Here is a 21,894-nt window from a genome sequence, read left to right on the forward strand (position 1 = left end):
GTCAGCCCTCCGTGATCGAGGACCGCGGGTCGACGGTCACGAGGATGAGGTCGACGATGAGGTTCACGCCGAGGATGATGAGCGCATAGACGACGACCAGCCCCTGCACGATGGGGTAGTCCTTCGCCCCCACTGCCGGGACCATCACGCCGCCCATGCCGGGGATGGCGAAGATGGTCTCGATCAACACGGTGCCCGCGATCATGCCGCTCAGCAGCAACCCGCTGACGGTGAGCGAAGCGGTGATGATGTTCGGGAGGGCGTGCCGCAGGTAGACGAGCCGCCCGGGCAGGCGCTTCGCGCGGGCGGTGGTCATGTAGGTGGCGCCGAGCACTCCCGACATCTCGACCTGCACGATGCGGGCGAGGTACGCGAGCGGACCGAGCGCCAAGGCGAGGATGGGGAGGACGGCATCCTGAGGGCTGCCCCATCCCGCCGCCGGCAGCCACCGCAGCTGCACGGCGAACAGGGCGATGAGTCCTACCGCAAGGAGGAAGCCGGGGACGGCGATCAGCATTCCGAGAGTGCCCGAGATCAGGGCGTCGGCGAGCTTCCGTCCCGGCCGCTGCAGGGCCACCGCCGCGCCGATGCCGATCGGCACCGCGGCGAGGAGCGCCACGAGGAAGCTGAGTACACCGAGGGTCACGGTCGCAGGAAAACGCTGACCGATCGTCTCGGCGACGGGGCGCCCGGTGCGGATCGAGTCGCCGAAGTCGCCGCGCAGCAGGTTCGTGACGTAGTCGAGGAACTGGACGGGGATCGGCTTGTCGAGGCCGAGCTCCGTACGGGTCGCGGCGACGAGCTCAGGCGAAGCCTGAATACCGAGGGCTGCGCGAACCGGGTCGCCCGGCACGAGGTGCACCAGGAAGAACGAGGCCACCACGACGACGACGAGGGAGACGAGCAGACGGCCGATCCGTCGAAGGAGGAACGCGGCGCGCGGCGAGAGCTGCGGGCCGCGGACGCGCCCCTCCGCCCGCACCGCGAGGGCGGCGGTCGGAGCGCCTGCCATGTCGGCGACGGCGGGCGGAGGGGTCGCAGTCACGGGATCAGCCCTGCATCCGGATCGAGGTGGGGTTGAGGAAGTTCGGCTGCTCGAACGTCGCGCCGCTCATGTAGTTCGGCAGGATGTTGTCGACGACAGGGAAGGTGTCGAACCGCTCGATGAGCTTCTGCTCGGCCTGCTGCCACAGCCCGCATGCCGCGTCGGGAGAGGCGGTCTTGGCCTGGGTGGCGAGCGCGTTGTACTCGGGATTGTCGACGAACATGAAGTTCAGTCCGCCCTGATCGGGGGTCGCCCCGCCGAAGAACAGGTCGAGCACGACGGGGCTGCCCGGGGCGATCTGAACCCAGCCCGTGTCCCAGTCGAAGCTCGTGTAGAGCTGGTCCGACCAGGCGGCGGCGTCATTCGCGGAGAGCTCGGTCACGACGCCGAGCTTGTCCCATGTCTCCTTCACGAATTCGGCAGCCGGCGCGTGCGAGGCGGTCGGGGCGTCGTAGATGAACTTCACGTCCAGCGGTTTGCCGTCTTTCTCGCGGATGCCGTCGGAGCCGAGCGTCCACCCGGCTTGATCGAGCAGCTCCGCCGCACGATCGAGGTCGGTGTCGGGCAGCGACCAGCTCGGCGGGTCCTGCACGCAGAGCAGGGGCGTCTTCATCACGAGACCTGACGACGGCAGACCGGTGGCACCGGCGATGACCGGCCCCACCTCGTCGCGGTTGATCGCGGTCGACAGCGCCTCTCGCACGAGCGGGTCGGAGAACGGCCGTCCTTCGCGCTCGTTGAAGAGGATCTGGCCGACGGGATTGCGGACTCCCGTGTACTCGATACCGGCAGCCTGGAGGCGGTCCTGGTCGGGGCCGGTGACCACACCGGTGTTCAGCTCACCGGAGAGCAGCAGGTTGGTCACGGTGCTCTGGTCGGACACGATGCGGGCCTCGATCGTGTCGGGCAGGCCCTCGGTCTCGCCGGTGACCCCGTACGGGCCCCACGTGTACCCGTCGCGCTTGGTGAAGACGTACGCGTCTCCGGGGCGGGCTTCGCTCAGCTGGAACAGACCGGTGCCGTCGGTGGTGTCGGACAGCGACGCGATATCGGCGAGGCCCGCGTCGCAGACCATCATGATCGAGCCGAGGTTGACCGAGAGGAACGGATCGTTGACGGTGCTCGTCACTGTGACGACGTTGCCCTCGGCCGTGGCGGAGACGGCCTCGGTGATCACGGTGCCGTACGAGAAGGTCGCATTGGCCGGATCGGCGTTGTAGTTGAGGTTGTCGGCCACGGTCTGCCCCGTGAAGGGCGAGCCGTCGGCACAGGTGATGCCGTCTTTCAGGGTGAAGGTGGCCGAGGTGCCCTCATCGGTCCAGCTCTCGGCGAGCCAGGGCTCGTACTCGCCGTCAGGGGTGACGTAGATGAGCGACTCGTAGGCGATGGTGACCACGTCGAAGGTGTCGGGCGAGACCGTCTTCATCGGGTCGAGATCGCCCGGGTCGTCGCTGATCGCCTTGACGAAGGTGCCGCCCGACACGACCGAGCCCCCACCTCCGCCGTTCTCGGAGGGTGCGGCGCACGACGCCAGTGTCAGTGCGAGGAGGACGACCCCGGCGGCGGCCGGGGCGACGGTGCTGCGTTTCATTGCCTTGCTCCTTGATTCGGGTGAAGCGTCAGTGGTGCCAGACGTGGTGCTCGAGGGGTGGTGCGAGTGGGCGTGGTGCGGGCGGGTCAGCGCGCGGGGATGGGCGCGGCGAGGTGACTCAGGGGGCCGGCGGCTTTCACCGACACCTTCAAGGTCGGACGAGCGGTGTAGGACAGCGATGTCTCGAGGACATCGACGATCTCGACCGCGAGGGGATCGGCCCCCGCCTGGATGGCCTTGGCGATCGCCGCTTCCGAGGCGGCCGCGATGGCAGCATGCCGGTCGTCGGCGTCGGAGATCTGCTCGGCGCGGCCCCCGGCGAGGGAGATGGCCGCTCCAACCGCGTTCGCGACGTCGGCCCGGTCGGGGCGCAGAACGTCGCCGGCACCCGGCAGGTCGTCGGGAACGAGGAGGGCGCCGCCGCCGACCACGACCAGCGGCAGGTCGAGGCGACCGAGCGACAGACGCTCGACCGCCTCCTCGATGCGCTCGTGGGCGTGGGCGAGCGCGGCGGACAGCATGTCGCGCTGGGCGCTCGAGAGCGGCGGCAACGAGCGGCCCGGGATCCCCTGACCCGCCGCGGCTGCGGCGTCGGTGAGGGTCGCCGTCGAACCGCCGAAGAGCAGAGCTTCCTCGGTGATGCGGTAGCCGACCGACCGGGGCCCCACGGCGCCCGTGCGCCGGTCGATGACCGTGCCACCGCCGATGCCGAGGCTCAGGATGTCAGGCATGCGGAAATTGGTACGGACGCCGCCGATGTCGCGAGGAAGGGTCGATTCACGGGGGAAGCCGTCGACGAGGACGCCGAGATCGCTCGTGGTGCCGCCGACGTCGACGACGATGGCGTTCTTCGCGCCGGAAAGGAATGCCGCCCCGCGGATGGAGTTGGCCGGTCCGGAGCCGATCGTCAGCACGGGGTAGCGCACCGCGTAGTCCAGCGACATGAGCGTGCCGTCGTTCTGGGCGAAGAAGGTCGACACGTCGAGCCCTTCTTCGGCGACGACGTCGACGAGTGCGCGCGTCACCTCGCTCGCCACACCGCGCAGCGCCGCGTTGAGGACAGTGGCGTTCTCGCGCTCGAGGAGGCCGTCGGGCCCGATGTCTTGGCTGAGGAACACCGGCATCGCTTCGCCGAGGTGGTCGTGCACGAGCTGCTCGACCTCACGCTCCTGCTCGGGCGAGGAAGGGCTGAAGATGCCGCAGATCGCGACGCTGTCGAATGTGCCGCCGAGGCGGTCGAGGAAGCGACGAATGCCGTCGCGATCCAACGGGGCGATGGGCGTACCGTCGACCATGTGGCCGCCGCCGAGCATCGCCGCTCCGGCGAGTACCTGCTCGCTGAGATCGGTCGGCCAGCCGGTGAGCGGGGGCCATTCGGTCGCGGCCGGTGCCCCGAGGCGCACGAGGGCGACCTTGTCGAGACCCCGGCGGGCGACGATCGCGTTCGTGGCGTGGGTGGTGCCCAGCATCACGCGCGAGACGCGATCGCGATCCCCTCCGATCTGCGCCAGCACCGCGGCGATGCCGGCGCGGATCCCGCCGATGACGTCGGCGGTCGTGGGCTGCTTGGTCCACGCGATGACGGACCCCGCGGCGTCCACCACCACCGCGTCGGTGTTGGTGCCGCCGACGTCGACGCCGATGGACAGGTCGCGAACGGCGCTCATCGCGAGTCCTTCCGTTCGAAGGGGACGTAGGGGAGGTCGTATCCGAAGGCGCGGGGCCCTGCGAGCTCGAGACCGCGCTCGGTGCGCCACAGCGGATCGCATGCCCACGCGAGCACCGACACGCGCTGGCCGTAGCGCAGCATCTCCGTGGAGATGGCATGACCGGTCTCGAGGTCGACGACGGTGATGAGGTCGGGGACTGTCGCGAGCACCTCACCGTCTTCGAGCACCACGAGGTTCTCGTTGCGCAGTTCGACGCGCTGGAGACGCCCGCGGTCGTCGCCGATGCCGGCGATCGTGAGGGAACCGCGCACGAACCCGCCCTCGGTTCGACGGGAGACGTCGGTGATCTTGCCGGTGATCAGCACGTCGGCTTCGAGTTCATCGGCGACGGCGCGTACGGGCTCGGTCGATTCGAGCAGGGCGTGCCCGACGCGGATCGCGGTGCTGATGGTGTTCGGAATGACCGCGCCCGCCGCCGTGTCGGCCGTGAGCAGGTAGTGCGCGCCGAGGCAGATTCCGCCCGCGGCCACGGTGACGGCCCGTGCGTGACGCTCGAGCCACGACAGGTCGACGGTGCGAAGGGTGACGAGGTTGCCCACCACGTCGCTGAGCACGGCGAAGTCGCACGGCACACCGGCGACGTTGGTGGAGATCATCGTCGCCTCGGGGAAGGCGCGGCCCATGCCGTCTGCGTCGAGGAGTGCCACGCCCAGGCGCGCGGCCCACCCGGCCGGGGAGACGCCGTTACTGCCGCCGATCTCCGCGGGCATGATCGCCGTGATCTTTCGGCCCGCAACGCGCTCGGCCTCGTCCAGCAGCGTCTCGATCTGCCGCACCGACGAGAGCATCTCGATGCCGACGGTCGGAGCGCCGATGCCGCTCATCATGATCACGGCATCGTCGGGACCGAGGTCGTCGACGGAGAGCAGGCGCACGGGGCCGTGCTCGCGGATCGCGCGCTCGGTGGTCAGCTGCGAGGTGTACACCGCACCGCCGCCACCGGTGCCGAAGATCGCGGCCCCCGCTGCGAGGGCGGCGATGTCGTCGGCCGTGACGTGCTCGGGGGCGCGCCGGGCGGCGGGCGGGACGAGGGACGGGGATGCCATGAGTCGACCCTAGGGACCACTTCCCGGAGCGACAATGTGCTCGGGTACCAGGGAATCGGCGTACATTGTGCTCGTGGCACAGCTCACCACCGCCGACCTCCTTGCTCAGGCAGAACGCCTGGGTATCTCGCACGTCGCCGGCCCGACGGCAGGCGCGACCATCGAACGCGTCGACGTCGCCGCCTTGTCGGAGCTCCCCTCCCTGCCCGCCGGCACGCTCGCGGTGGTCGCCGGAGACGAGCCGCCCGCCTCGTACCTCGTCGACGTGGCCCTCCGGCAGGCCAGTGCCCGAGGTCTCGCGGGACTCGTGATGCCGGTGGGCTTCACCGCGGCCGAGACGGCGACGGTGCTGGCCGACCGCGGGGGCGTCCCCGTGCTCGTCTCCTCGGCGGCCCGCGCCCCCGACCTCGCCGTCACGATCGATCGCGTCATCAGCGGCGGGGCTGCGGAGTCGATGACCCGCGCGGCCTTCGCCGTCGAGAAGGCCACCGCCGCAGCATCCGCGGGGGAGACGGATGCCGTGGCCGCCATTCTGGAGGCCGCCGGCACCGCACTCGGTGTGCGCGTGAGTCTGCAAGACGACCCCGGCACGTCGTGGACCGACGCCGACGCCGTGTTCGCCGGTGAGGTGCCGATCGGACGTCTCATCGCCGAGACCTCCGATCCCGCGGCCACCGTCGCGCTCCCCGTCGTCGCCTCGCTCGTGTCGCGCGCGATGCAGCGACACTTGCAGGATCGATTCGCCCCGAACCAATCGCGCGCCGACCTCATCGTCGAACTGATCCTGGCCGAGGCCGGACGCGTCGACGGCTTCGTCGCCCCCGCGGCGCGACTCGGCCTGCCGCTGCAGCTGTCCCATGCGGTGGCGTGGATGCGCCCGCAGCACCGCGTGGACCCGGGACTGCGCGCCCCGCGCTTCGTCGAGGCGGCCCTCGAACTGTTCACCCTCCAGCTCATCGACGATCGTCCCGAGCTCTGGCACATCGCCTTCCTGCAGGACGACGTCATCCTCGTCAGCAGCGAGGACCACGGCGCGGGCGATCATCAGCGCCGCCTGCGCGACGTGATCGTGCGCGTGCAGGCGCAGGCGCGTCGGCTCATCGGCGATGGATGGACCTACACGGTCGGTCTCGGCACTCCTCAAACGGGCGCGGCCGGACTACGCCAGTCGGCCGCCGAGGCGCGTGTGGCCGCCGACTCCGCGATCGCGGCCGGACGGCTCGACGCCGTCGAGCTCACAGACGTGACGGGACTTCGACGCCTCCTGCTGGACTTCTACGCCTCGCCCGTCAGCCGCAACCTGCTCGACGACCTCTTGCACCCCCTCGATGCTCTCGGCCCGCAGCGATCGGCCACGGCCGTTCGCACCCTCCTGTCGTACCTCGGCAACCGCAACTCGCTCACCCAAGCCGGGCGGGAACTCAACCTGCACCCGAACGCGGTCGGCTACCGCATCCGTCGCGTGCGCGAGGTTCTCGACGTCGACCTCGACGACCCCGACACGCGCTTCGCCGTCGAACTCGCCTGCCGCGTGCGCCTCATCGGTTCCACCCGCTGAGTCCCCTGTGCCCGTGGCACACTCGCGACCACCGATGCTGTGCCGGGAAGACGAAGAGGCATCGGCGGGCGGCGGATAGCGTCGAAGGCATGCTTTCCAGCGACTTCCGCGTGCTCGGGCTCGAGGACATCCGCGCCACTCTGGGCGAGCCCGAGGGCCCTTCGATTCAGAAGATCACGGACCGCCTCGACGAGAACTGCCTGCGCTTCCTCGCCCATTCCCCCTTCGCCACCCTGGCGACGGCGGACGCGGAGGGCCGTTGCGACAGTTCGCCGCGCGGGGACTACCCCGGGTTCGTGCGAGCACTCGACGACCGCACCATCGTGATCCCCGATCGCCTCGGCAACAAGATCGCCGATTCGATGCGCAACATCGCCGACAACGGTCACGCCGCTCTGCTCTGCTTCGTGCCGGGCATGATCGAGACACTGCGCATCAACGGCCGAGCCGTCGTGACCGACGACCCCACTCTGCTGCGCGCGCTGGAGCAGGACCACAGCGTTCCCGACCTCGCGATCGTCGTGCACGTCGAGCAGGTCTACCTGCATTGCGGGCGCGCACTTCTGCGCGGCGGTCTCTGGGACGCAGACATGCAGGACCTCGCGACCCAGGTGCCGACGTCCGGACAGATCTGGGCGAGCACGTCGGGCTGGGACAGCGCCGTCGGCGACGTCATCGACGACGCGATGTCCGGCGCTTACCGGGCGCTGTACTGAATGCGCACCCGTGAAGGCCTGATGCCCCTGGTGGTCCGGGAGATCACGCGTCAGACGCCCGACATCGTCAGCATCCGGATGCAGAACGCCGACGCGTCGCCCCTCCCTGCGTGGCAGCCGGGGGCCCACGTCGACCTGCAGCTCATCACGCGCCACGAGCGTCAGTACTCGCTGTGCGGCGACCCGGCCGATGTCGCGTCTTACCGTGTCGCGGTCCGCCGAGAGGAACTCTCTCGCGGTGGCTCGCATTACATCCACGCGTTCCTTCGCGAGGGTGCGACCGTGTGGGTGCGCCCTCCCCGCAACCTCTTCGAGCTCGGTGAGGCTCGGGCCTATCTGCTGCTGGCCGCCGGGATCGGTGTCACCCCGATCCTTGCGATGGCGCGGCACCTGGCATCCGTGGATGCCGAGTGGCGCATGATCGTCGCCGCCCGCACGCGCGACGGGGTCGCGTTCGCCGATGAGATCGGCGCGCTGGGCGAACGCGCGACGGTGCATGTCAGCGCAGAGGAGGGTCGTCTCGACCTCTCGACCCTGCTCGGCACCATCGCACCGGGCACCGACGTCTACGCGTGCGGCCCCGCCGCTTTCACCGACGCGCTTCATGCCCTCGCTCCGACGCTGCCGGAGGGTTCGGGCATCCACCTCGAACGCTTCGTCCCGCGCGCGCGGGAATTCAGCCCGAACGAGGCGTTCACCGCGACAGCGGCTCGGTCCGGAGTCACCGTGGACGTGCCGCCGACGAGATCGTTGCTCGAGTCCCTGCAGGGGGCCGGGGTGGCGGTCAGCGGCTCGTGCTTGCGCGGGGTGTGCGGTTCGTGCGCCGTCCCCGTGCTCGCGGGAGCCGTGGAGCACCGCGACTCGCTCACGACCGACGACGACGCGCGTGTGATCTACCCGTGCGTCTCGCGCGCACGGTCCGGCGAGGCGCTGGTCCTCGACGTCTGAGCACGGCACGCGACGCCGGGGCGTGGGCGCTCCCCTCCGCGCACGGAATTCGCGCGCGCGGCGCCGCCAGGGCGCCCCCGTCTTACACGGCCCGGTGCGTGAAACGCCCGCCGAGCAGCGTCGCCGCCACCGGCATCTCGCGCAACTCGTCGCGTTCGCTCGCGAACGGGTCGCGTTCGACGACGACGAGGTCGGCGGGCTGGCCCACCGCGAGGCGACTGCGCGTGCTCGCGTCCAGGGCGACGTCGAGCGGGAGGCGCTGTTCCGGGTGCCAGGCGTCGCGGTCACCACGACTGCGGGTGGTGCCCGAGGCGATTGCGTGCCACGGATCGAGAGGTGCGACGGGGGCGTCGGATCCGAGACGCAGGGCAGCGCCCGACCGATGCAGCGACCCGAATGCGAACGCGCGCGCGGTGCGTCCCGCCCAATGCACGTCCGCGATGTCGCGGTCGTCCATCGCGTGCTCGGGCTGCACGCTCGCGATGAGACCGGCTCGAACGAAGCGCGCGAAATCCTCGTCGCGCACGAGCTGCGCGTGCTCGATGATCCCCGGCATCCCGAGCTCTTCGAACACTTCGATGACCTCGGTGTTCGCCCGGTCACCGATCGCGTGGACGGCGGGCAGGATGCCGCCTTCCCGGGCACGCAGCAGCAACCGGCGCAGCTCGTCGACGGGAACGCTCTGCACGCCGCAGCCGTGCTCGGCGTGAGGGCCGGAGCCGGGGTAGGGGTCCCAGCACCAGGCGGTGCGGGTGTTGAGCGAGCCGTCCACGACGACCTTGAGCCTGCCCATCCGCACGAGTCCCTCGCCATCGAGCACGTCGCCGGTGCGCAGGCCGAGGGATATCGCCTCTTCGAGGCGATCCGGCCAGACCGACGCGTCGACGCGGAGCGAACGCACCCCTGCCGCTGCTCGTGCGGGCCACTCGGCGAAGTTGGGCACGTTCTCGTAATCGACGACGCCGACGACGCCGCGGCGGGCAGCCGCATCCGCCACCTGCGCGAACGCCTCTACGGGGATGGAGGCGGCTTCCTGGAACCTCTGCAGCGAGCCGATCCAGTCCCTTTCGGACACGACTCCGGTCGCGTCCGGCCGCAGCCCGAACCGTTCGGCACCTCGTGTGTTCATCCACCCGGCGTGCAGGTCGCCGCTGACGAGCACCACCGCATCGTCGGGGAAGGCTTCGTCCAGCGCCGCGAGCGAGGGCGGGGTCGACCACAGACCATCGCGATAGCCGTAGCCGACGAGCACCCCGTCGGTTCGCGGAGCGTCGGTCGCGACGGCCCGACGGACGGCGGCGATCGCATCTTCAGGACTGCGAGTGTCCGCGAGATCGATGCGCCGACTCGAGATCACCCACTGCGTGAAGTGCACGTGCGCATCCCACAGGCCCGGACCGACGAAGCGGCCATCGAGGTCGACCACTTCGCCTGCGACGGGACCACCGGTCGGCCGGATGGCGGCGATCGTCCCGTCGTTCAGCACGACGTCGATCGGGTCGGCCCCGTCGTAGGCGCGTCCGCCGCGCAGGGTGAGGGCGTTCACAGCGCGGGCACCGGAGCGCCGACCATGCCGAACAGATCCTTCGGATCGTCGGGGGCGGCCACCAGGTCGATCTGTTGGGCGAGATCCGTTCCGGCGACGCTGTCGCGCAAGAAGCGAAGGGCCGAGAAATCCTCGATCGCGAAGCCGACCGAGTCGAACACGGTGACCTGCTCGGCCGACGTGCGCCCCGCCCGCGACCCGGCGAGGACTTCCCAGAACTCCGTCACGGGGAAGTCCGCGGCGACGCGCTGGATCTCGCCCTCGATCCGGGTCTGCGGGGTGTACTCGACGAACACCGGTCCGCGGGACAGGATCGCGGGGTCGAGTTCGGTCTTGCCGGGGCAGTCTCCACCGATCGCGTTGATGTGCATCCCGGATGCCACGTCCTCATCGTGCAGCACGGTCGCGGAGGCTTTGTCGGCGGTGCACGTCGTGACGATGTCCGCGCCGCGTGCTGCCTCGGCCGCGGAGTCGCACACCACGATGTCGAAGCCCATCGGGGCGAGGTTGCGGACCAGCTTGGCCGTGGCCGCGGGGTCCACGTCGTAGACGCGGAGTCGATCCACCCCCAGCACACCGCGGAAGGCGAGGGCCTGGAACTCGGCTTGACTGCCGGCCCCGATCATCGCCATCGTTCGCGCATCGGGTCGAGCCAGGTGTCGGGCGACCATCGCCGAGGTGGCCGCGGTGCGAAGGGCCGTCAGCAGCGTCATCTCCGACAGGAACACGGGGTAGCCGTTGTGCACGTCGGCGAGCACGCCGAAGGCGGTGACGGTCTGGTATCCGCGACCGGGATTGAAGGGGTGGCCGTTGACGTACTTGAACGCATACGTGTCGGGATCGCTGACGGGCATCAGCTCGATCACGCCGAACGGCGTGTGGCTGGCCATGCGCTCGACCTTGTCGAACGAGGTCCATCGGCGGTAGTCGGCCTCCAGATAGGAGACCATCTCGGACATGAGCCGCTCGGCGCCGTGCGTGGAGACCCACCGCACCATTGCATCCACGCCAACGAATCCGGTCATCGTGCTTCTTCCTCTCGGGTGCGGATGGCGTCCATCCGATCGGCCAGGGCCGAATTCTCGTAGGGTCCGGGGGCGCGCAGCGCCGCCACCACGCGGTCGACCACCGCGTCGGGCTTGTCCTGACTGAGCTTCTGCTTCGCCTCGAACCGTGTCACCGGCAGCCGGAAGCCAACCGTTCCGTGCACGATGCGCTCGGCGTACGCGGTGTTCTCGAGCGTCCGGTGCATCAAGAACGGATTCGGCAACGGTGCCTCGAAGTGCGCGACGAGCCGGTCGAGCACGGCGAGATTCTCTTCGTCGCTCAGCAGCTCCGGCGTCCCGTACAGGTGCGCCACGACGAAGTTCCAGGTCGGCACGGCGGGAGAGGTGTCGTACCAGCTCGGTGAGACGTATCCGCTCGGACCGGACACGACGACCATCACCTCGCGCGTGCCGAGCTCGTGCAGCGCCTCGTCGGGGCGTCCGACGTGACTGACGAGCGCGAAAGGCTCCGCATCATCGACGAGGACGGGATAGTGGGATGCCACGAGCCCGCGTCCCGGGACATGGCTGACCAGCGTCGCCCAGGGGTTCTCGCGCACGAGAGCGCGCACGGCGTCGACGTCGTCGAGGGCGTAGTCGGGGGTGTACCTCATCAGCGCACCGCCGGCCCGAAGACGAGGACGAGCTCGGCGGAGGCGGCCGAATCGTTGCGGACGCCGTGGGTGACACCGGCGCGCGCATAGGCCGCGTCTCCCACCGTGAGGACACGGTCCACACCGTCCGCGGTGAAGACGATCTCTCCCGACGTGACGACGTAGAGCTCGTCGCTGCTCTCGGCCGAACAGCTGTCTTCGGCTCCGGCGAGGTGCCGATGCTCCCCCTCCGACGCCCCCGGGTCGAGCCGGTACAGCATCACCTGGGTTCCGAGGGCGGTGGCATCCGCGAAATACCATTCGATGCCCACGCGCCCCTCGCCCTCGTACAGGGTCCAGTCGTGGTGAGCTTCGTCGCGTCGTTGGATCAGCACGTCGCTCGCATCGCCGGGACGACCGTCGCGTCGACCGCGAAGGCCGACACGTCGTCGGTGGTCGGGCGACCGGTCGCGAGCTCTGCCAGAGCCAGTCCGAACGCGGGGGTGAACTTGAAGGCGTGACCGGCCCCGAGGGCGACGACGACGTCGGGGTGTTCGACGAGGGGGCCGAGCACGAACCGCCGATCGGGCGTCAGGGCGTACTGGCACGTCACCGTCCGCAGGGCCGGTCCGCTCCCCGGAATCACCGCCCCGAGGAACGCGGTGAGCTCGGCGAGGCGCTCGCCGGAAGGGACGAAGGTGCGCTCGGCAGGAGTCATGAGGTTCTCGGAGACGTCGCGGGCCGCCTTCACGGTCGGCTCGCCGTACGTGGGGAAGCCGTAGAAGCACTGCTCGTCTTCCCAGATCCACACCGGGAAGCGCGAAGGGTCGAACGCTCCCGGCTCACCCGGGGCGAAATACGTCACCTGCTCCTGCATCACTTCGAGCGGGATCCGGATGCCGAGCGGCTCGAGCAGCGTGTTCGTCCAGGCGTCCGCCGCGACGACGACGCGGCGCGCGCGCACCTGACCGGCGTCGGTGGTGACGACGACTCCCCCGCCGTCCACCGGCGTCAGCCCCTCGACGCGCGTCCGGTCACGGAGGTCGGCGCCGAGCACCCGCGCGTGGATATGGAGGGTCGCAACGGTGCGGGCCGCGTGGGCGATGCCCGAATCGGGTGTGAAGACGGTCGTGACACCCGCGGGGATAGCGAACTGCGGCCATCGGCTCCGCACCGCGTCGGGGTCGAGCAGTTCGAAGGGTACGTCGCTCTCGGCGAGACTCCGGGCGAAGTCGTCGGCGTCGTACGGACCGTCGTCGGGGATGAACACGACTCCCCCGGTCACCGTGAGCAGCCGCTCACCGGTCGCGACCTCGAGCGCCGCCCACTCCCGGTACGCCGCCTGCGCGAACCGCACGTACGCCGCGGCACCGTAGGAGGTCCGGACGATCCGCGAGGTGTCGTGCGAGGCTCCGCGCACGTGACCGAGCTCGTACTGCTCGAAGGCGACGACGCGCGCGCCGAGGCGGGCCAGGTGGTACGCAGCGGCGCTGCCGAGCGCGCCGAGGCCGACGACGGCGACGTCGAACTCCTCCATGACGGGTCCCTTCCACCGGCGGGAACGGATGCCGCGACGGATACCGGTAATTATTCGAACCGCCCGTCGCGGCGCTGTTACGGTCACCATCAGCTGCAATACTCGGCCGTCGGGATTGCAGTTATGCGAGGAGACCGCTGTGACCGCACGCGTCGAGCAAGCCGTGGCCATCCTCCGCGCCGTCGCCGGACGCACAGACCCGACATCTCCCCTCCCCCTGGCGGCGATCTCCGCTTCCGTCGGAGCGGGACTCAGCACGGCCTCGCGGGTGTGCGCGGGACTCGTCGAGAGCGGCATGTTGGAGCGAGGCGAAGCCTATGGGACCTTCGCGACGGGGCCTCGCGCGTTAGCGCTGTCCGGGAGCGCCGCCGCCGCGCTCGGGCCGACCGTTCATTTCGAGCTGCACCGGCTCGCGCAGGAGACCGCTGAAACCGTGATCCTCTCCGCCGCCGAGGGCACGGGTGCACGCATCATCGCCTCGGTCGGCTCCGGGTGGACCCTGCACGTCCCCGCAGCGGTCGGCGACGTGGTCACCGACGCCCGTCGCGCGGTGATCCGCGCTCTTGCGGGCGACGCGGAGGAGGCGGTGGTCGAGTCGCAGGCGGGCCGTGCTGTCGAGATCGCCGTCCCCCTCACCGCTCCAGACGGACGCCGCCTGCTGTCGTTGGCCATCGCCCTTCCCGTCTACCGTGCCGCTCGAGCGCGTCCTCGCATCCGACGTCTGCTCGCCGACGCCCGCCGCGCCTTCGAACGTGCCCTCGCCGAAGGGCATCGCGGTCCCGTCGTCCCGCCCCCGCTCGATCGCTCGACGATCACGACGTCCGTCCGGACGGAGGAAGCCGCCCTGCGTCTGGTCGAGCACCTCGCCGTCGCCCCTGGCTCGGCGACGGCCGCAGCCGCGGCCGCGGGGTTGCGGCCCGACCGCGCTCGGCGCCTGGTGGACGCTCTCGTGCGCTCGCGCTTGCTCGCCCGCGACTCCGAGACCGACGCGTTGCACGTCGACCCGGCGATCCACGCCTGGCATCGGGCGGCATTCCTCCCCTCACTCGCCCGCAGGGGGTCCGCGCGCGCGATGGCGACGGCCGAACGCGTCGGCGCGTGCGTCTTCGTGACGACCCTCGCGGGCATGCGCAGTTTCACCGTCGTCGAGCACATCGAGCCGATGGGTGAGGGCCTGCTCATGGCCCCATGGCTCGGCCGCCCCCACCCCCTGGTCGGCTCCGACGGCGGGCCCACCCTCGCCATGGACTTCGACGCCGCTCAGCTCGCCCACCTGTTCCCACGGCGGCACGGAGCATCGGAGTACGACCAATTCGTCCGACGCGTCCAGCGGGTACGCGCCGACGGCACGCTGACCATGCGCTCCGTCGACGAGTTCGGGATCACGTCGATCAGCGCCCCCGTCCGTGATGCCGCCGGGCTCGTCGCCGCAGCCGCCTGCATCGTCGGCGCGACCGAGGACGTCTCGATGCGCCTTCCCGAGCTGCAGGAAGCTGCCCGCATGCTCGCCGCGAGGCTGTCCGAGGATCTGGGCGCGACGTACGCGGCCTCCAGCGGCTCCATCGAGGCGGTGGACGCGGCATCCATACCGCCCTCCCGCTGACTCCGACTATCGTCGCTGCGAACGAGAGAAGGCCTCCGGATGCCGCTGACCCCCGAACCCGCGATCCACTACGTCACCGACGGCGACGCGGCCCATCCGACGGTGGTGCTCATCGCCGGCGGCGGGGCGCAGCTCATCGCCTGGCACGTGGATCTCGTCGCCCAGCTCGTCGACCGTGGCCTGCACGTGGTGCGCATCGACAATCGCGACGTCGGCCTCTCGGCGCGTTTCGGCGGGGTCGACGACATCGACGGCGGGTACGGCCTCGAGGAGATGGGCGACGACGTCGTGCGCGTGCTCGACGATCTCGGGGTCGCACGGGCGCATCTGGTCGGTCACTCCATGGGCGGAATGATGGCGCAGATGACCGCGCTGCGACATGCGGATCGCGTGGCGAGCCTGGGGCTGCTGTCGACGATCCCGGGGCGCGACCCGCGCTACGTCTTGCACGCCGAACCCGATCTGACGGGCGCCCCGGCGCGCTACACGCGTGACGAGGTGGTGGCCGGCGCCTCGGCGTTCGCGGCCGCCACCGCCGGCCAGCGGTACCCGCTCGACGTGGAGTGGAACGCCTGGGCCGCGGGCGAAGCGTTCGACCGCGGCTACTCTCCGGAGGGGTTCTCGCGGCAATGGGCGGCGCTGATGCGCGCGCCCGAGAGGCTCGAGTTGTTGCGAGACGTCGACGTCCCGGTTCTGGTGTTCCACGGCCGCGATGACGACGTGCTGCACTGGAGCGCCGCGGTCGACATGGCCGAGGCCCTCGTCGCCGCCGAGCTCCAGGTGCACCCCGGAATGGGGCATTACATCGTGCCGGAGCTCTGGCCCGAGTTGGTCGCGGGGATCGCGCGCACCGTCGCGGCCGGCGAGGCCCGTCACTGAGGAGCGCCCTACGTCGTGACGATGTCGACCACCGCACCGCGTTTCGTACTCTCCCACGAGCACATCTTCGAGCGGGCGTTCTTCTGCCGCTCGCGGGAGAACACGTCGCGGTGGCCGATGTCGCCGTCGAGGGTCGAGCTGCGCGAGCGACCCGCCCGCGCCTGAGCGTCAGTGCGCGGCGGTCGCTCCGCGGCGCGTCAGCCGCGAGATGCCCGTCACGATCCCCACGATGATCAGGCCGAGGATCAACCCGAACACCGCCGACATGGCCGTCTCGACGATCCACTCGACGACCGGGCCTGCGGCCTCGATCGCGTGAGTGACGACGTGGACGAGGTCGTAGGGACCCGACCAGAAGGTGTCGGCGAGGTTCTGCAGCACCAGGTGCCCACCGACCCACAGCATTGCGACCGTGCCGATGACGCTGATCACGCGGAAGACGGCGGGCATGGATGCCACGACCCGGGCGCCGAAGCGTCGAACGCCCCGCGACTCGCTCTTCATGAAGCGCAGACCGATGTCATCGATCTTCACCAGCAGGGCCACCGCGCCGTATACGACGACGGTCATGGCCAGACCGATGATGAGCAGCGCCCCCAGCGTCATCCAGATGCCGAAGTCGGGGTCGAGGCTCGAGAGGGCGATGAGCATGATCTCGGTGCTGAGGATGAGGTCGGTGCGCACGGCGCCCAGCACGAGCTTCTTCTCGTCGCGCGGCTCGTCGGCGTCGCCCTCGGAGTGGTGGACGCCGAACCACTCGAGCACCTTCTCGGCACCCTCGAAGCAGAGGAACCCGCCGCCGATGATGAGGAGGTAGGGAAGCACCCACGGAGCGAACGCGGTGAGCAGCAACGCGATCGGGATGATGATCACGTACTTGTTGATGATGCTGCCCAGCGCGATCTTCCACACCACCGGCAGCTCGCGCGCGGGCGTCAGCCCCTGCACGTATTGCGGGGTGACGGCCGCGTCGTCGATCACGACGCCGGCGGTCTTGGCACTCGCGCGCATCGCGGCGCTGAGGATGTCATCGACGACGGCGAGGAGTCCGACGGACATGCGCTTCTCCCGGGGTGCGAGGGCGCGCGAGGTGCGCACCGCAGGCACGACCCTATCGGGGTGCGGGGTCGTCGCCGACGGGGTGGCGCCGGCGTCGGCACTCTGTCGTCGCCGCGCGGCCGTCGCTAGGGTGAAGCCACCGCCACCCGCAGAGGAGAGCCATGTCGTTCATCACACGCGGATTCTCGGGACGACGACGCGAGCGCGATCCTCGACTCCCACCCGGTCAAACCCTCGTGGGCGACTGGCCCGTGCTGTCGGCCGGGCCGACGCCCCGCATCGCCGACGACGACTGGGAGTTCGCGATCGGCACCGAGAACGGCGTGCACCGCTGGAGCCGCGCCGAGCTCGAGGCCCTCGGCGTCGAGGACATCACCGTCGACATCCACTGCGTCACGCACTGGACGAAGCTCGACATGCCGTGGCGCGGTGTCTCGCTCGATCGCCTCTTCGCCGGGGTCGAGACCTCGCATCGCTTCGCGATGGTGCACTCCTTCGGCGGCTATACGACGAACGTCGCCCTCGACGACCTGCTCGGCGGCAAGAGCTGGATCGCCTTCGAGGCCGACGGGGCACCCCTGACGCCCGAGCACGGCGGCCCCGCGCGCCTGCTCGTGCCGCACCTGTACTTCTGGAAGAGCGCGAAGTGGGTGCAGGGGCTCATCACCATGCCGGCCGACAAGCCCGGCTTCTGGGAGCAGAACGGCTATCACCTGCACGGCGACCCCTGGCGCGAGGAACGGTACGGGTGACCGCGCGCACCGCGGCCTGGCACGCCGCGACCGTCGTCGCCTCGCGCCCCGAGACCGCGACGGCCCGGCGCATCGAGCTCGAGGTGCCCACCTGGCCGGGCAACGAGGCGGGCTCGCACCTCGACGTGCGCCTCACCGCACCCGACGGCTACCAGGCGAGCCGGTCGTACTCGATCGCCTCGGCCGGCCCGGGTACGCGCATCGTCCTCGCCGTCGACGAGGTGCCCGACGGGGAGGTCTCGCCCTTCCTCGTGCACGACCTGCGTGACGGCGACCAGATCGAGGTGCACGGGCCGCTCGGGGCGTTCTTCGTGTGGATGCCCTCCGATGACCCCGCACCGGTGCAACTGATCGCGGGCGGCTCCGGGGTCGTCCCCCTCTTCGCAATGGCCTCGGCGCACGCGGCGAGCGCCGACGCGACCCCCTTCCGGCTGCTCTACTCCGTTCGCACCCCCGACGACGTGTTCTTCGCTGACGAGCTCGAGGCGTTGGTCGGCGAACGGTTCGCCCTCGACCTCGTCTACACCCGCCGGGCCCCCGCGAACGCGGAGTGTGCCCCCGCACGACTGACCGTCGAGGGCCTGCGTGCCGCGGTCATCCCGGCCGACCAGCGGCCGCGCGTCTTCGTCTGCGGACCGACCCCCTTCGTCGAGGCGGTCTCGGGCTGGCTCATCGAGGCGGGCCACTCAGCCGCCCGCATCCGCACCGAACGTTTCGGAGGTTCGTGATGACGCTTCTCGACGGCAATGCCCTGGCCGGTCGCCTCGACGACCTGCTCGGATGGGATGCCACGGCATCCGGGGTGCGATGCACCCACTGCGGGCTGACGGGACTGCTCGCCACGGCGACGGTGTACGCCTCGGCCATGGGGATCGTGGCGCGATGTCGCGGGTGCGACGCCGTGCTCCTCACCGTCGTCGACGGCCCCGACGGCCGTTCGTGGCTGGGGCTTTCGGGCGTGAGCGCGGTGGAGATGCACCGCGCCTGACCGCTCGCGTTGCGACGGAGCATCCGGCCCCGGAATACTCGGCGCTGATCGGCATCCGGCCACGGGGGTCCGGAGCGAAGAACAGGGGGTGGGCGATGAGCGACGCACAGGCAGGGTGGTACGACGACGGTTCCGGGCGGACGCGTTGGTGGGACGGACAGCGGTGGACCGAGCGGTTCCAGGAGCCGACCCCTCCGCAGCCGGGCGTCGCGGGTTTCATCGAACGGGCGCAGGCCGACGCGGTGGCCGGCGCACAGCCGCGGCCCGCCCAGAACGGCTACAACTACGTGGTGCTCCAGGTGGTGCTGAAGGAGAAGCTCTTCGGCAGCGGCTCGAACAACCTGACCGAACTCGAGGGCGTCATCAACCGTCAAGCGGCGCTCGGGTTCCGCCTGCACACGATCACGACTGCATCGTCGGGCAGCACCGGGTTCGGCGGGGGTGATCGCATCCAAGCGACGATGGTCTTCGAGCGGCAGGTCTGAGAGACGCCGCTGGCTGAAGCTGCCGGTCGCATCACCCGATCAGGTAAACCATGCCCCGACCGTCCGCGGTCAGGGCTTCGACGAACTGCTGCGCCTTCTCGAGGTAATCGAGGACGTAGCGAAGCTCGTCATCGCGGTTCGCCCCGTGCGGGCTCCTCCACCCGTCGGCCCACGCACGAACACGAAACTCGTCGAAGAGAGCGAGGTCTGAGTGAATGGCCGGCATCTCCGTGGGGAGAATGGTTCGGATGAACGGTTCCCACCCGAACCCCGTCATAGTGACGTTCCCCTCGAAAATCCGGTGGCATGACGCTGCGGCATCCGTCTTCGAATCGGGCAGGGTCAGGTCGTGAAGCGCGGCCCACGCCTTGTCCAGATACAGCATGTCGCGTTTGGGCGGGACCTGTTCGAAGGTCGTGAAGCTCACCGTGGCGTGCGGCTCCAAGCCCCACGCGTCGGCGAGCGGGTCGCTGGACAAGATACTGCGGGGGTCTTCGATCGCCTGCCGGGCGTGGACAGCGTCGAAAGCGTATGCGTAGTAGCGAATTCCCATGGCCACAGCATTGCCACCACGGGGTCACGTCCGGCGGGCGCATGGGCGATCTGGGGAGGATCGCGGCGAGATCGTCTCTGGGGAGAAGCCTCGGGCTCGGCCCACAGTCGGTACGGCGCGCGTCGGGCGGCCCCTCGTACGGTCAATGTCGACACCACGCGAAAAGCCCCGGCGAACCGGGGCTTTTTCGGCGGAGACGGAGGGATTTGAACCCTCGGTCCCCTTACGGGGACTCCACCTTAGCAGGGTGGTGCACTAGGCCTGACTATGCGACGTCTCCAGGTGATCGACGCCTCTCGGCGCGAGCACACCGCTCAATACTAACCGGATGCCGCCCGGCATTCGAACCACGTTCGCGATGCCGGGCGGCGAGGACTCACTCGCGGACGTTACCGTTCGAGCACGTCGCCTGCGCCGCGGTCTGCCCGGCGATGCCCTCGGGCAGCACGACCGTTCCGGAGCTCGGGTCGGGTGTGGGCGTGGCACCGTCGGTCGGGGTCGACGTCTCGGTCGGCGCCGGAGTATCGGTCGCGGTCGGAGCGGGCGTCGCGTTGGGGTCGGCCACCACTCCATCACCGTCGCTGAGGTTGCCCGACAGCTGCAGCGGCTGGTTCGCGGCGAGCGCGGCCCAGAGCGTCTTGGCATCGTCTTCGTTCGGCACGACGCGGTTCGGGTTCGACGGGTCGGTACCGGTCGGGTACTGGATGAAGACGATCTCGTTGAACGGCACATCCTTGACCGCCGAGGCGATCTGGACGAGCGTCAGCGGGTTGGTCAGCGACGTCGAGGGGTCGACGTTGCGCAGCGCGGTCGAGGCCAGCTTGTAGAGGGTCGCCGGGTTCGACAGCACCTCCTGGCTCTTCAGCTTGTTGGCCAGTCGCGACATGTACTGCTGCTGGTTCGAGATACGGCCGAGGTCGCCGCCGTCTCCGACACCGTGACGCGTGCGCAGGAACTGCAAGGCGTCGAAGCCCTTCACCGTGCGGATGCCGGCGGGCCAGTCGATGCCGGTGTACGGGTCTTCGATGCCGTTGGCGATGCAGACGTCGACGCCGCCGATGGCATCCGTGATGTTGATGACGCCGCCGAAGCTGACCTTCGCCGCGAACGGGATCTCGAGTCCGCTGAGCTCGGAGACCGTCTGCACGACGCACGACAGGCCGCCGTCTTCGAACGCGCTGTTGATCTGGGCGAAGCTGCGCGCGGAGTTCTCCTGCCCGTCGGCGTTGGTGCACGCGGGGATCGGCACCATCAGGTCACGCGGGAACGAGATGACCGTCACGCGCCGAGGCGCGTCGGAGATGTGGATGAGGAGGTTGACGTCGTTCAAGCTGCCGTCGGAGTCGGGACCTGTGCATCGATCGCCGAAGTACTGCGCGAACGCCGGCTCGCACTCGTCGGTGCCGACCAGCATCATGTTGACGCCGCCCTGCAGCTCGCCGATGTCGGGCGGGACGGCCGGTTGGTTCTTCAGGTCGACGGCGTCGGCGGTGAAGCTGCGTGTGAGGTCGACGGCGGCGTAGGCGAGCACCGTGCCACCCGATACGAGCACGACGGCGAGGGCGATCGCGAGGCCGCGCAGCAACTGGGCGACGGGGCCCGGCGACGTGAGTCGCCCATGGCGCGCGACGGTCCGCTGACCGCGCGAAGGGGTGGTCTTGATCACTCGGGTCCTTTCACGACGGATGCCGCCGGCCCGGCAGCACGTCACGCTCCGGCACGGCCGGAGGTCGCAGCAATACTAGGGACGGGCGGCTGTGAATGGCGTGAAGACCTGGCGTTTCATCGGCGCTTCTCGCCCCGCTGACAGGCGCGCTCACCCGCGCGGCGGGGGCCCTCGGGCGGCGTGGGCCCAACCAAGGTTCGACTCCCGCTCAACCGGTCATAACGCAGAACGGCGGACCCCTGCGGGGCCCGCCGTTCTGCGTTGCGGAGGGTGTGGGATTCTCCCCACCGCCCCTCCACGCGCCGCTGCGCGGCGCGCGGAGCCTCGGGCGGCGTGGGCCCAACTACGTTCGACTCCCGCTCAACCGGTCATAACGCAGAACGGCGGACCCCTGCGGGGCCCGCCGTTCTGCGTTGCGGAGGGTGTGGGATTCGAACCCACGGGACATTGCTGCCCACTGGTTTTCAAGACCAGGTCCATCGGCCGCTCGGACAACCCTCCCGGACCCGACGAGTCTACCGAGCACGTCGCAACATCGAGTCCAGCCCCCGGG

The 21,894-nt window shown here is 70.0% G+C and carries 21 protein-coding genes and 2 tRNA genes; 9 read left to right on the plus strand and 14 right to left on the minus strand.

What is annotated here, in order from left to right; translation table 11 throughout:
- Position 1 precedes the first annotated feature (1 nt).
- The 4 genes from RWH43_RS11910 to RWH43_RS11925 form a co-directional block, all read right to left on the minus strand.
- Positions 2-1,045: an ABC transporter permease gene (locus RWH43_RS11910; protein ID WP_316001581.1), complete on the minus strand. Its 1,044-nt coding sequence runs from the start codon at positions 1,043-1,045 to the stop codon at positions 2-4.
- Positions 1,046-1,049: 4 nt separating this feature from the next.
- Positions 1,050-2,636 carry an ABC transporter substrate-binding protein gene (locus RWH43_RS11915; protein WP_316001582.1) on the minus strand — a complete coding sequence of 529 codons (1,587 nt, stop codon included), beginning with the start codon at positions 2,634-2,636 and terminating at the stop codon, positions 1,050-1,052.
- A gap of 86 nt (positions 2,637-2,722) precedes the next feature.
- Positions 2,723-4,303, minus strand: a complete 1,581-nt coding sequence (locus RWH43_RS11920) for a hydantoinase/oxoprolinase N-terminal domain-containing protein (RefSeq protein WP_316001583.1) — start codon at positions 4,301-4,303, stop codon at positions 2,723-2,725.
- The gene (locus RWH43_RS11925; protein WP_316001584.1) at positions 4,300-5,412 is read right to left on the minus strand and encodes an S-methyl thiohydantoin desulfurase family protein; all 1,113 of its coding nucleotides are present in this window, start codon (positions 5,410-5,412) and stop codon (positions 4,300-4,302) included. The genes RWH43_RS11920 and RWH43_RS11925 overlap by 4 nt, the downstream gene beginning before the upstream one ends.
- Before the next feature lie 73 nt (positions 5,413-5,485).
- Here RWH43_RS11925 and RWH43_RS11930 point away from each other — a divergent pair, with 73 nt between their 5' ends.
- The 3 genes from RWH43_RS11930 (at position 5,486) to RWH43_RS11940 (ending at position 8,634) form a co-directional block, all read left to right on the plus strand.
- Positions 5,486-6,970 (plus strand): PucR family transcriptional regulator, encoded by a 1,485-nt coding sequence (locus tag RWH43_RS11930; RefSeq protein WP_316001585.1) that lies wholly within the window; start codon positions 5,486-5,488, stop codon positions 6,968-6,970.
- An 89-nt stretch (positions 6,971-7,059) separates the two neighbouring features.
- Positions 7,060-7,686, plus strand: a complete 627-nt coding sequence (locus RWH43_RS11935) for an MSMEG_1061 family FMN-dependent PPOX-type flavoprotein (RefSeq protein WP_316001586.1) — start codon at positions 7,060-7,062, stop codon at positions 7,684-7,686.
- Positions 7,687-7,707: 21 nt separating this feature from the next.
- Complete coding sequence (locus RWH43_RS11940) at positions 7,708-8,634, plus strand: PDR/VanB family oxidoreductase (protein ID WP_316001587.1); 927 nt, start codon at positions 7,708-7,710, stop codon at positions 8,632-8,634.
- Positions 8,635-8,716: 82 nt separating this feature from the next.
- Here RWH43_RS11940 and RWH43_RS11945 read toward each other — a convergent pair whose 3' ends face one another.
- From RWH43_RS11945 to solA, 5 genes are read right to left on the minus strand one after another with little or no spacing between them, the layout of a single operon-like run.
- Positions 8,717-10,180, minus strand: a complete 1,464-nt coding sequence (locus tag RWH43_RS11945; RefSeq protein ID WP_316001588.1) for an amidohydrolase — start codon at positions 10,178-10,180, stop codon at positions 8,717-8,719.
- Positions 10,177-11,205 (minus strand): ornithine cyclodeaminase, encoded by a 1,029-nt coding sequence (gene ocd, locus RWH43_RS11950; RefSeq protein ID WP_230705222.1) that lies wholly within the window; start codon positions 11,203-11,205, stop codon positions 10,177-10,179. Before ocd ends, RWH43_RS11945 begins: the two co-directional genes overlap by 4 nt.
- Positions 11,202-11,840 carry an FMN-binding negative transcriptional regulator gene (locus tag RWH43_RS11955; protein ID WP_316001589.1) on the minus strand — a complete coding sequence of 213 codons (639 nt, stop codon included), beginning with the start codon at positions 11,838-11,840 and terminating at the stop codon, positions 11,202-11,204. Before RWH43_RS11955 ends, ocd begins: the two co-directional genes overlap by 4 nt.
- Positions 11,840-12,214 (minus strand): cupin domain-containing protein, encoded by a 375-nt coding sequence (locus RWH43_RS11960; protein WP_316001590.1) that lies wholly within the window; start codon positions 12,212-12,214, stop codon positions 11,840-11,842. Before RWH43_RS11960 ends, RWH43_RS11955 begins: the two co-directional genes overlap by 1 nt.
- Positions 12,208-13,356, minus strand: a complete 1,149-nt coding sequence (solA, locus tag RWH43_RS11965; RefSeq protein WP_316001591.1) for an N-methyl-L-tryptophan oxidase — start codon at positions 13,354-13,356, stop codon at positions 12,208-12,210. The genes RWH43_RS11960 and solA overlap by 7 nt, the downstream gene beginning before the upstream one ends.
- A 139-nt stretch (positions 13,357-13,495) precedes the next feature.
- Here solA and RWH43_RS11970 point away from each other — a divergent pair, with 139 nt between their 5' ends.
- Complete coding sequence (locus tag RWH43_RS11970) at positions 13,496-14,959, plus strand: IclR family transcriptional regulator domain-containing protein (protein WP_316001592.1); 1,464 nt, start codon at positions 13,496-13,498, stop codon at positions 14,957-14,959.
- A gap of 39 nt (positions 14,960-14,998) precedes the next feature.
- Positions 14,999-15,838, plus strand: coding sequence for an alpha/beta fold hydrolase (locus RWH43_RS11975; protein ID WP_230705227.1), 840 nt, complete (start codon positions 14,999-15,001; stop codon positions 15,836-15,838).
- A 168-nt stretch (positions 15,839-16,006) separates the two neighbouring features.
- Here RWH43_RS11975 and RWH43_RS11980 read toward each other — a convergent pair whose 3' ends face one another.
- Positions 16,007-16,897: a DUF808 domain-containing protein gene (locus RWH43_RS11980; RefSeq protein WP_316001593.1), complete on the minus strand. Its 891-nt coding sequence runs from the start codon at positions 16,895-16,897 to the stop codon at positions 16,007-16,009.
- Positions 16,898-17,058: 161 nt separating this feature from the next.
- Here RWH43_RS11980 and RWH43_RS11985 point away from each other — a divergent pair, with 161 nt between their 5' ends.
- The 4 genes from RWH43_RS11985 to RWH43_RS12000 all read left to right on the plus strand — a co-directional run bounded on the left by RWH43_RS11985 (position 17,059) and on the right by RWH43_RS12000 (position 19,122).
- Entirely contained in the window at positions 17,059-17,649 is a 591-nt protein-coding gene (locus tag RWH43_RS11985; RefSeq protein ID WP_230705229.1) for a molybdopterin-dependent oxidoreductase, read from the plus strand.
- Positions 17,646-18,377: an FAD-binding oxidoreductase gene (locus RWH43_RS11990; protein WP_186325564.1), complete on the plus strand. Its 732-nt coding sequence runs from the start codon at positions 17,646-17,648 to the stop codon at positions 18,375-18,377. The genes RWH43_RS11985 and RWH43_RS11990 overlap by 4 nt, the downstream gene beginning before the upstream one ends.
- Positions 18,377-18,637 carry a DUF6510 family protein gene (locus RWH43_RS11995; RefSeq protein WP_144834653.1) on the plus strand — a complete coding sequence of 87 codons (261 nt, stop codon included), beginning with the start codon at positions 18,377-18,379 and terminating at the stop codon, positions 18,635-18,637. The genes RWH43_RS11990 and RWH43_RS11995 overlap by 1 nt, the downstream gene beginning before the upstream one ends.
- A gap of 95 nt (positions 18,638-18,732) precedes the next feature.
- On the plus strand, positions 18,733-19,122 hold the full coding sequence (locus RWH43_RS12000; RefSeq protein ID WP_144834651.1) for a DUF2510 domain-containing protein: 390 nt from the start codon (positions 18,733-18,735) through the stop codon (positions 19,120-19,122).
- 31 nt (positions 19,123-19,153) lie between these two features.
- Here RWH43_RS12000 and RWH43_RS12005 read toward each other — a convergent pair whose 3' ends face one another.
- The 4 genes from RWH43_RS12005 to RWH43_RS12020 all read right to left on the minus strand — a co-directional run bounded on the left by RWH43_RS12005 (position 19,154) and on the right by RWH43_RS12020 (position 21,842).
- The gene (locus RWH43_RS12005; protein ID WP_316001594.1) at positions 19,154-19,675 is read right to left on the minus strand and encodes a DUF1877 family protein; all 522 of its coding nucleotides are present in this window, start codon (positions 19,673-19,675) and stop codon (positions 19,154-19,156) included.
- Between the two features lie 191 nt (positions 19,676-19,866).
- Positions 19,867-19,955: transfer RNA gene (locus tag RWH43_RS12010), tRNA-Ser, on the minus strand.
- A gap of 96 nt (positions 19,956-20,051) precedes the next feature.
- Positions 20,052-21,341: an LCP family protein gene (locus RWH43_RS12015; RefSeq protein WP_144834650.1), complete on the minus strand. Its 1,290-nt coding sequence runs from the start codon at positions 21,339-21,341 to the stop codon at positions 20,052-20,054.
- Between the two features lie 416 nt (positions 21,342-21,757).
- A tRNA-Ser gene (locus RWH43_RS12020) sits at positions 21,758-21,842 on the minus strand.
- Positions 21,843-21,894: the final 52 nt, after the last annotated feature.

The sequence above is a fragment of the Microbacterium algihabitans genome (assembly GCF_032464975.1).
GTDB lineage: Bacteria > Actinomycetota > Actinomycetes > Actinomycetales > Microbacteriaceae > Microbacterium > Microbacterium algihabitans.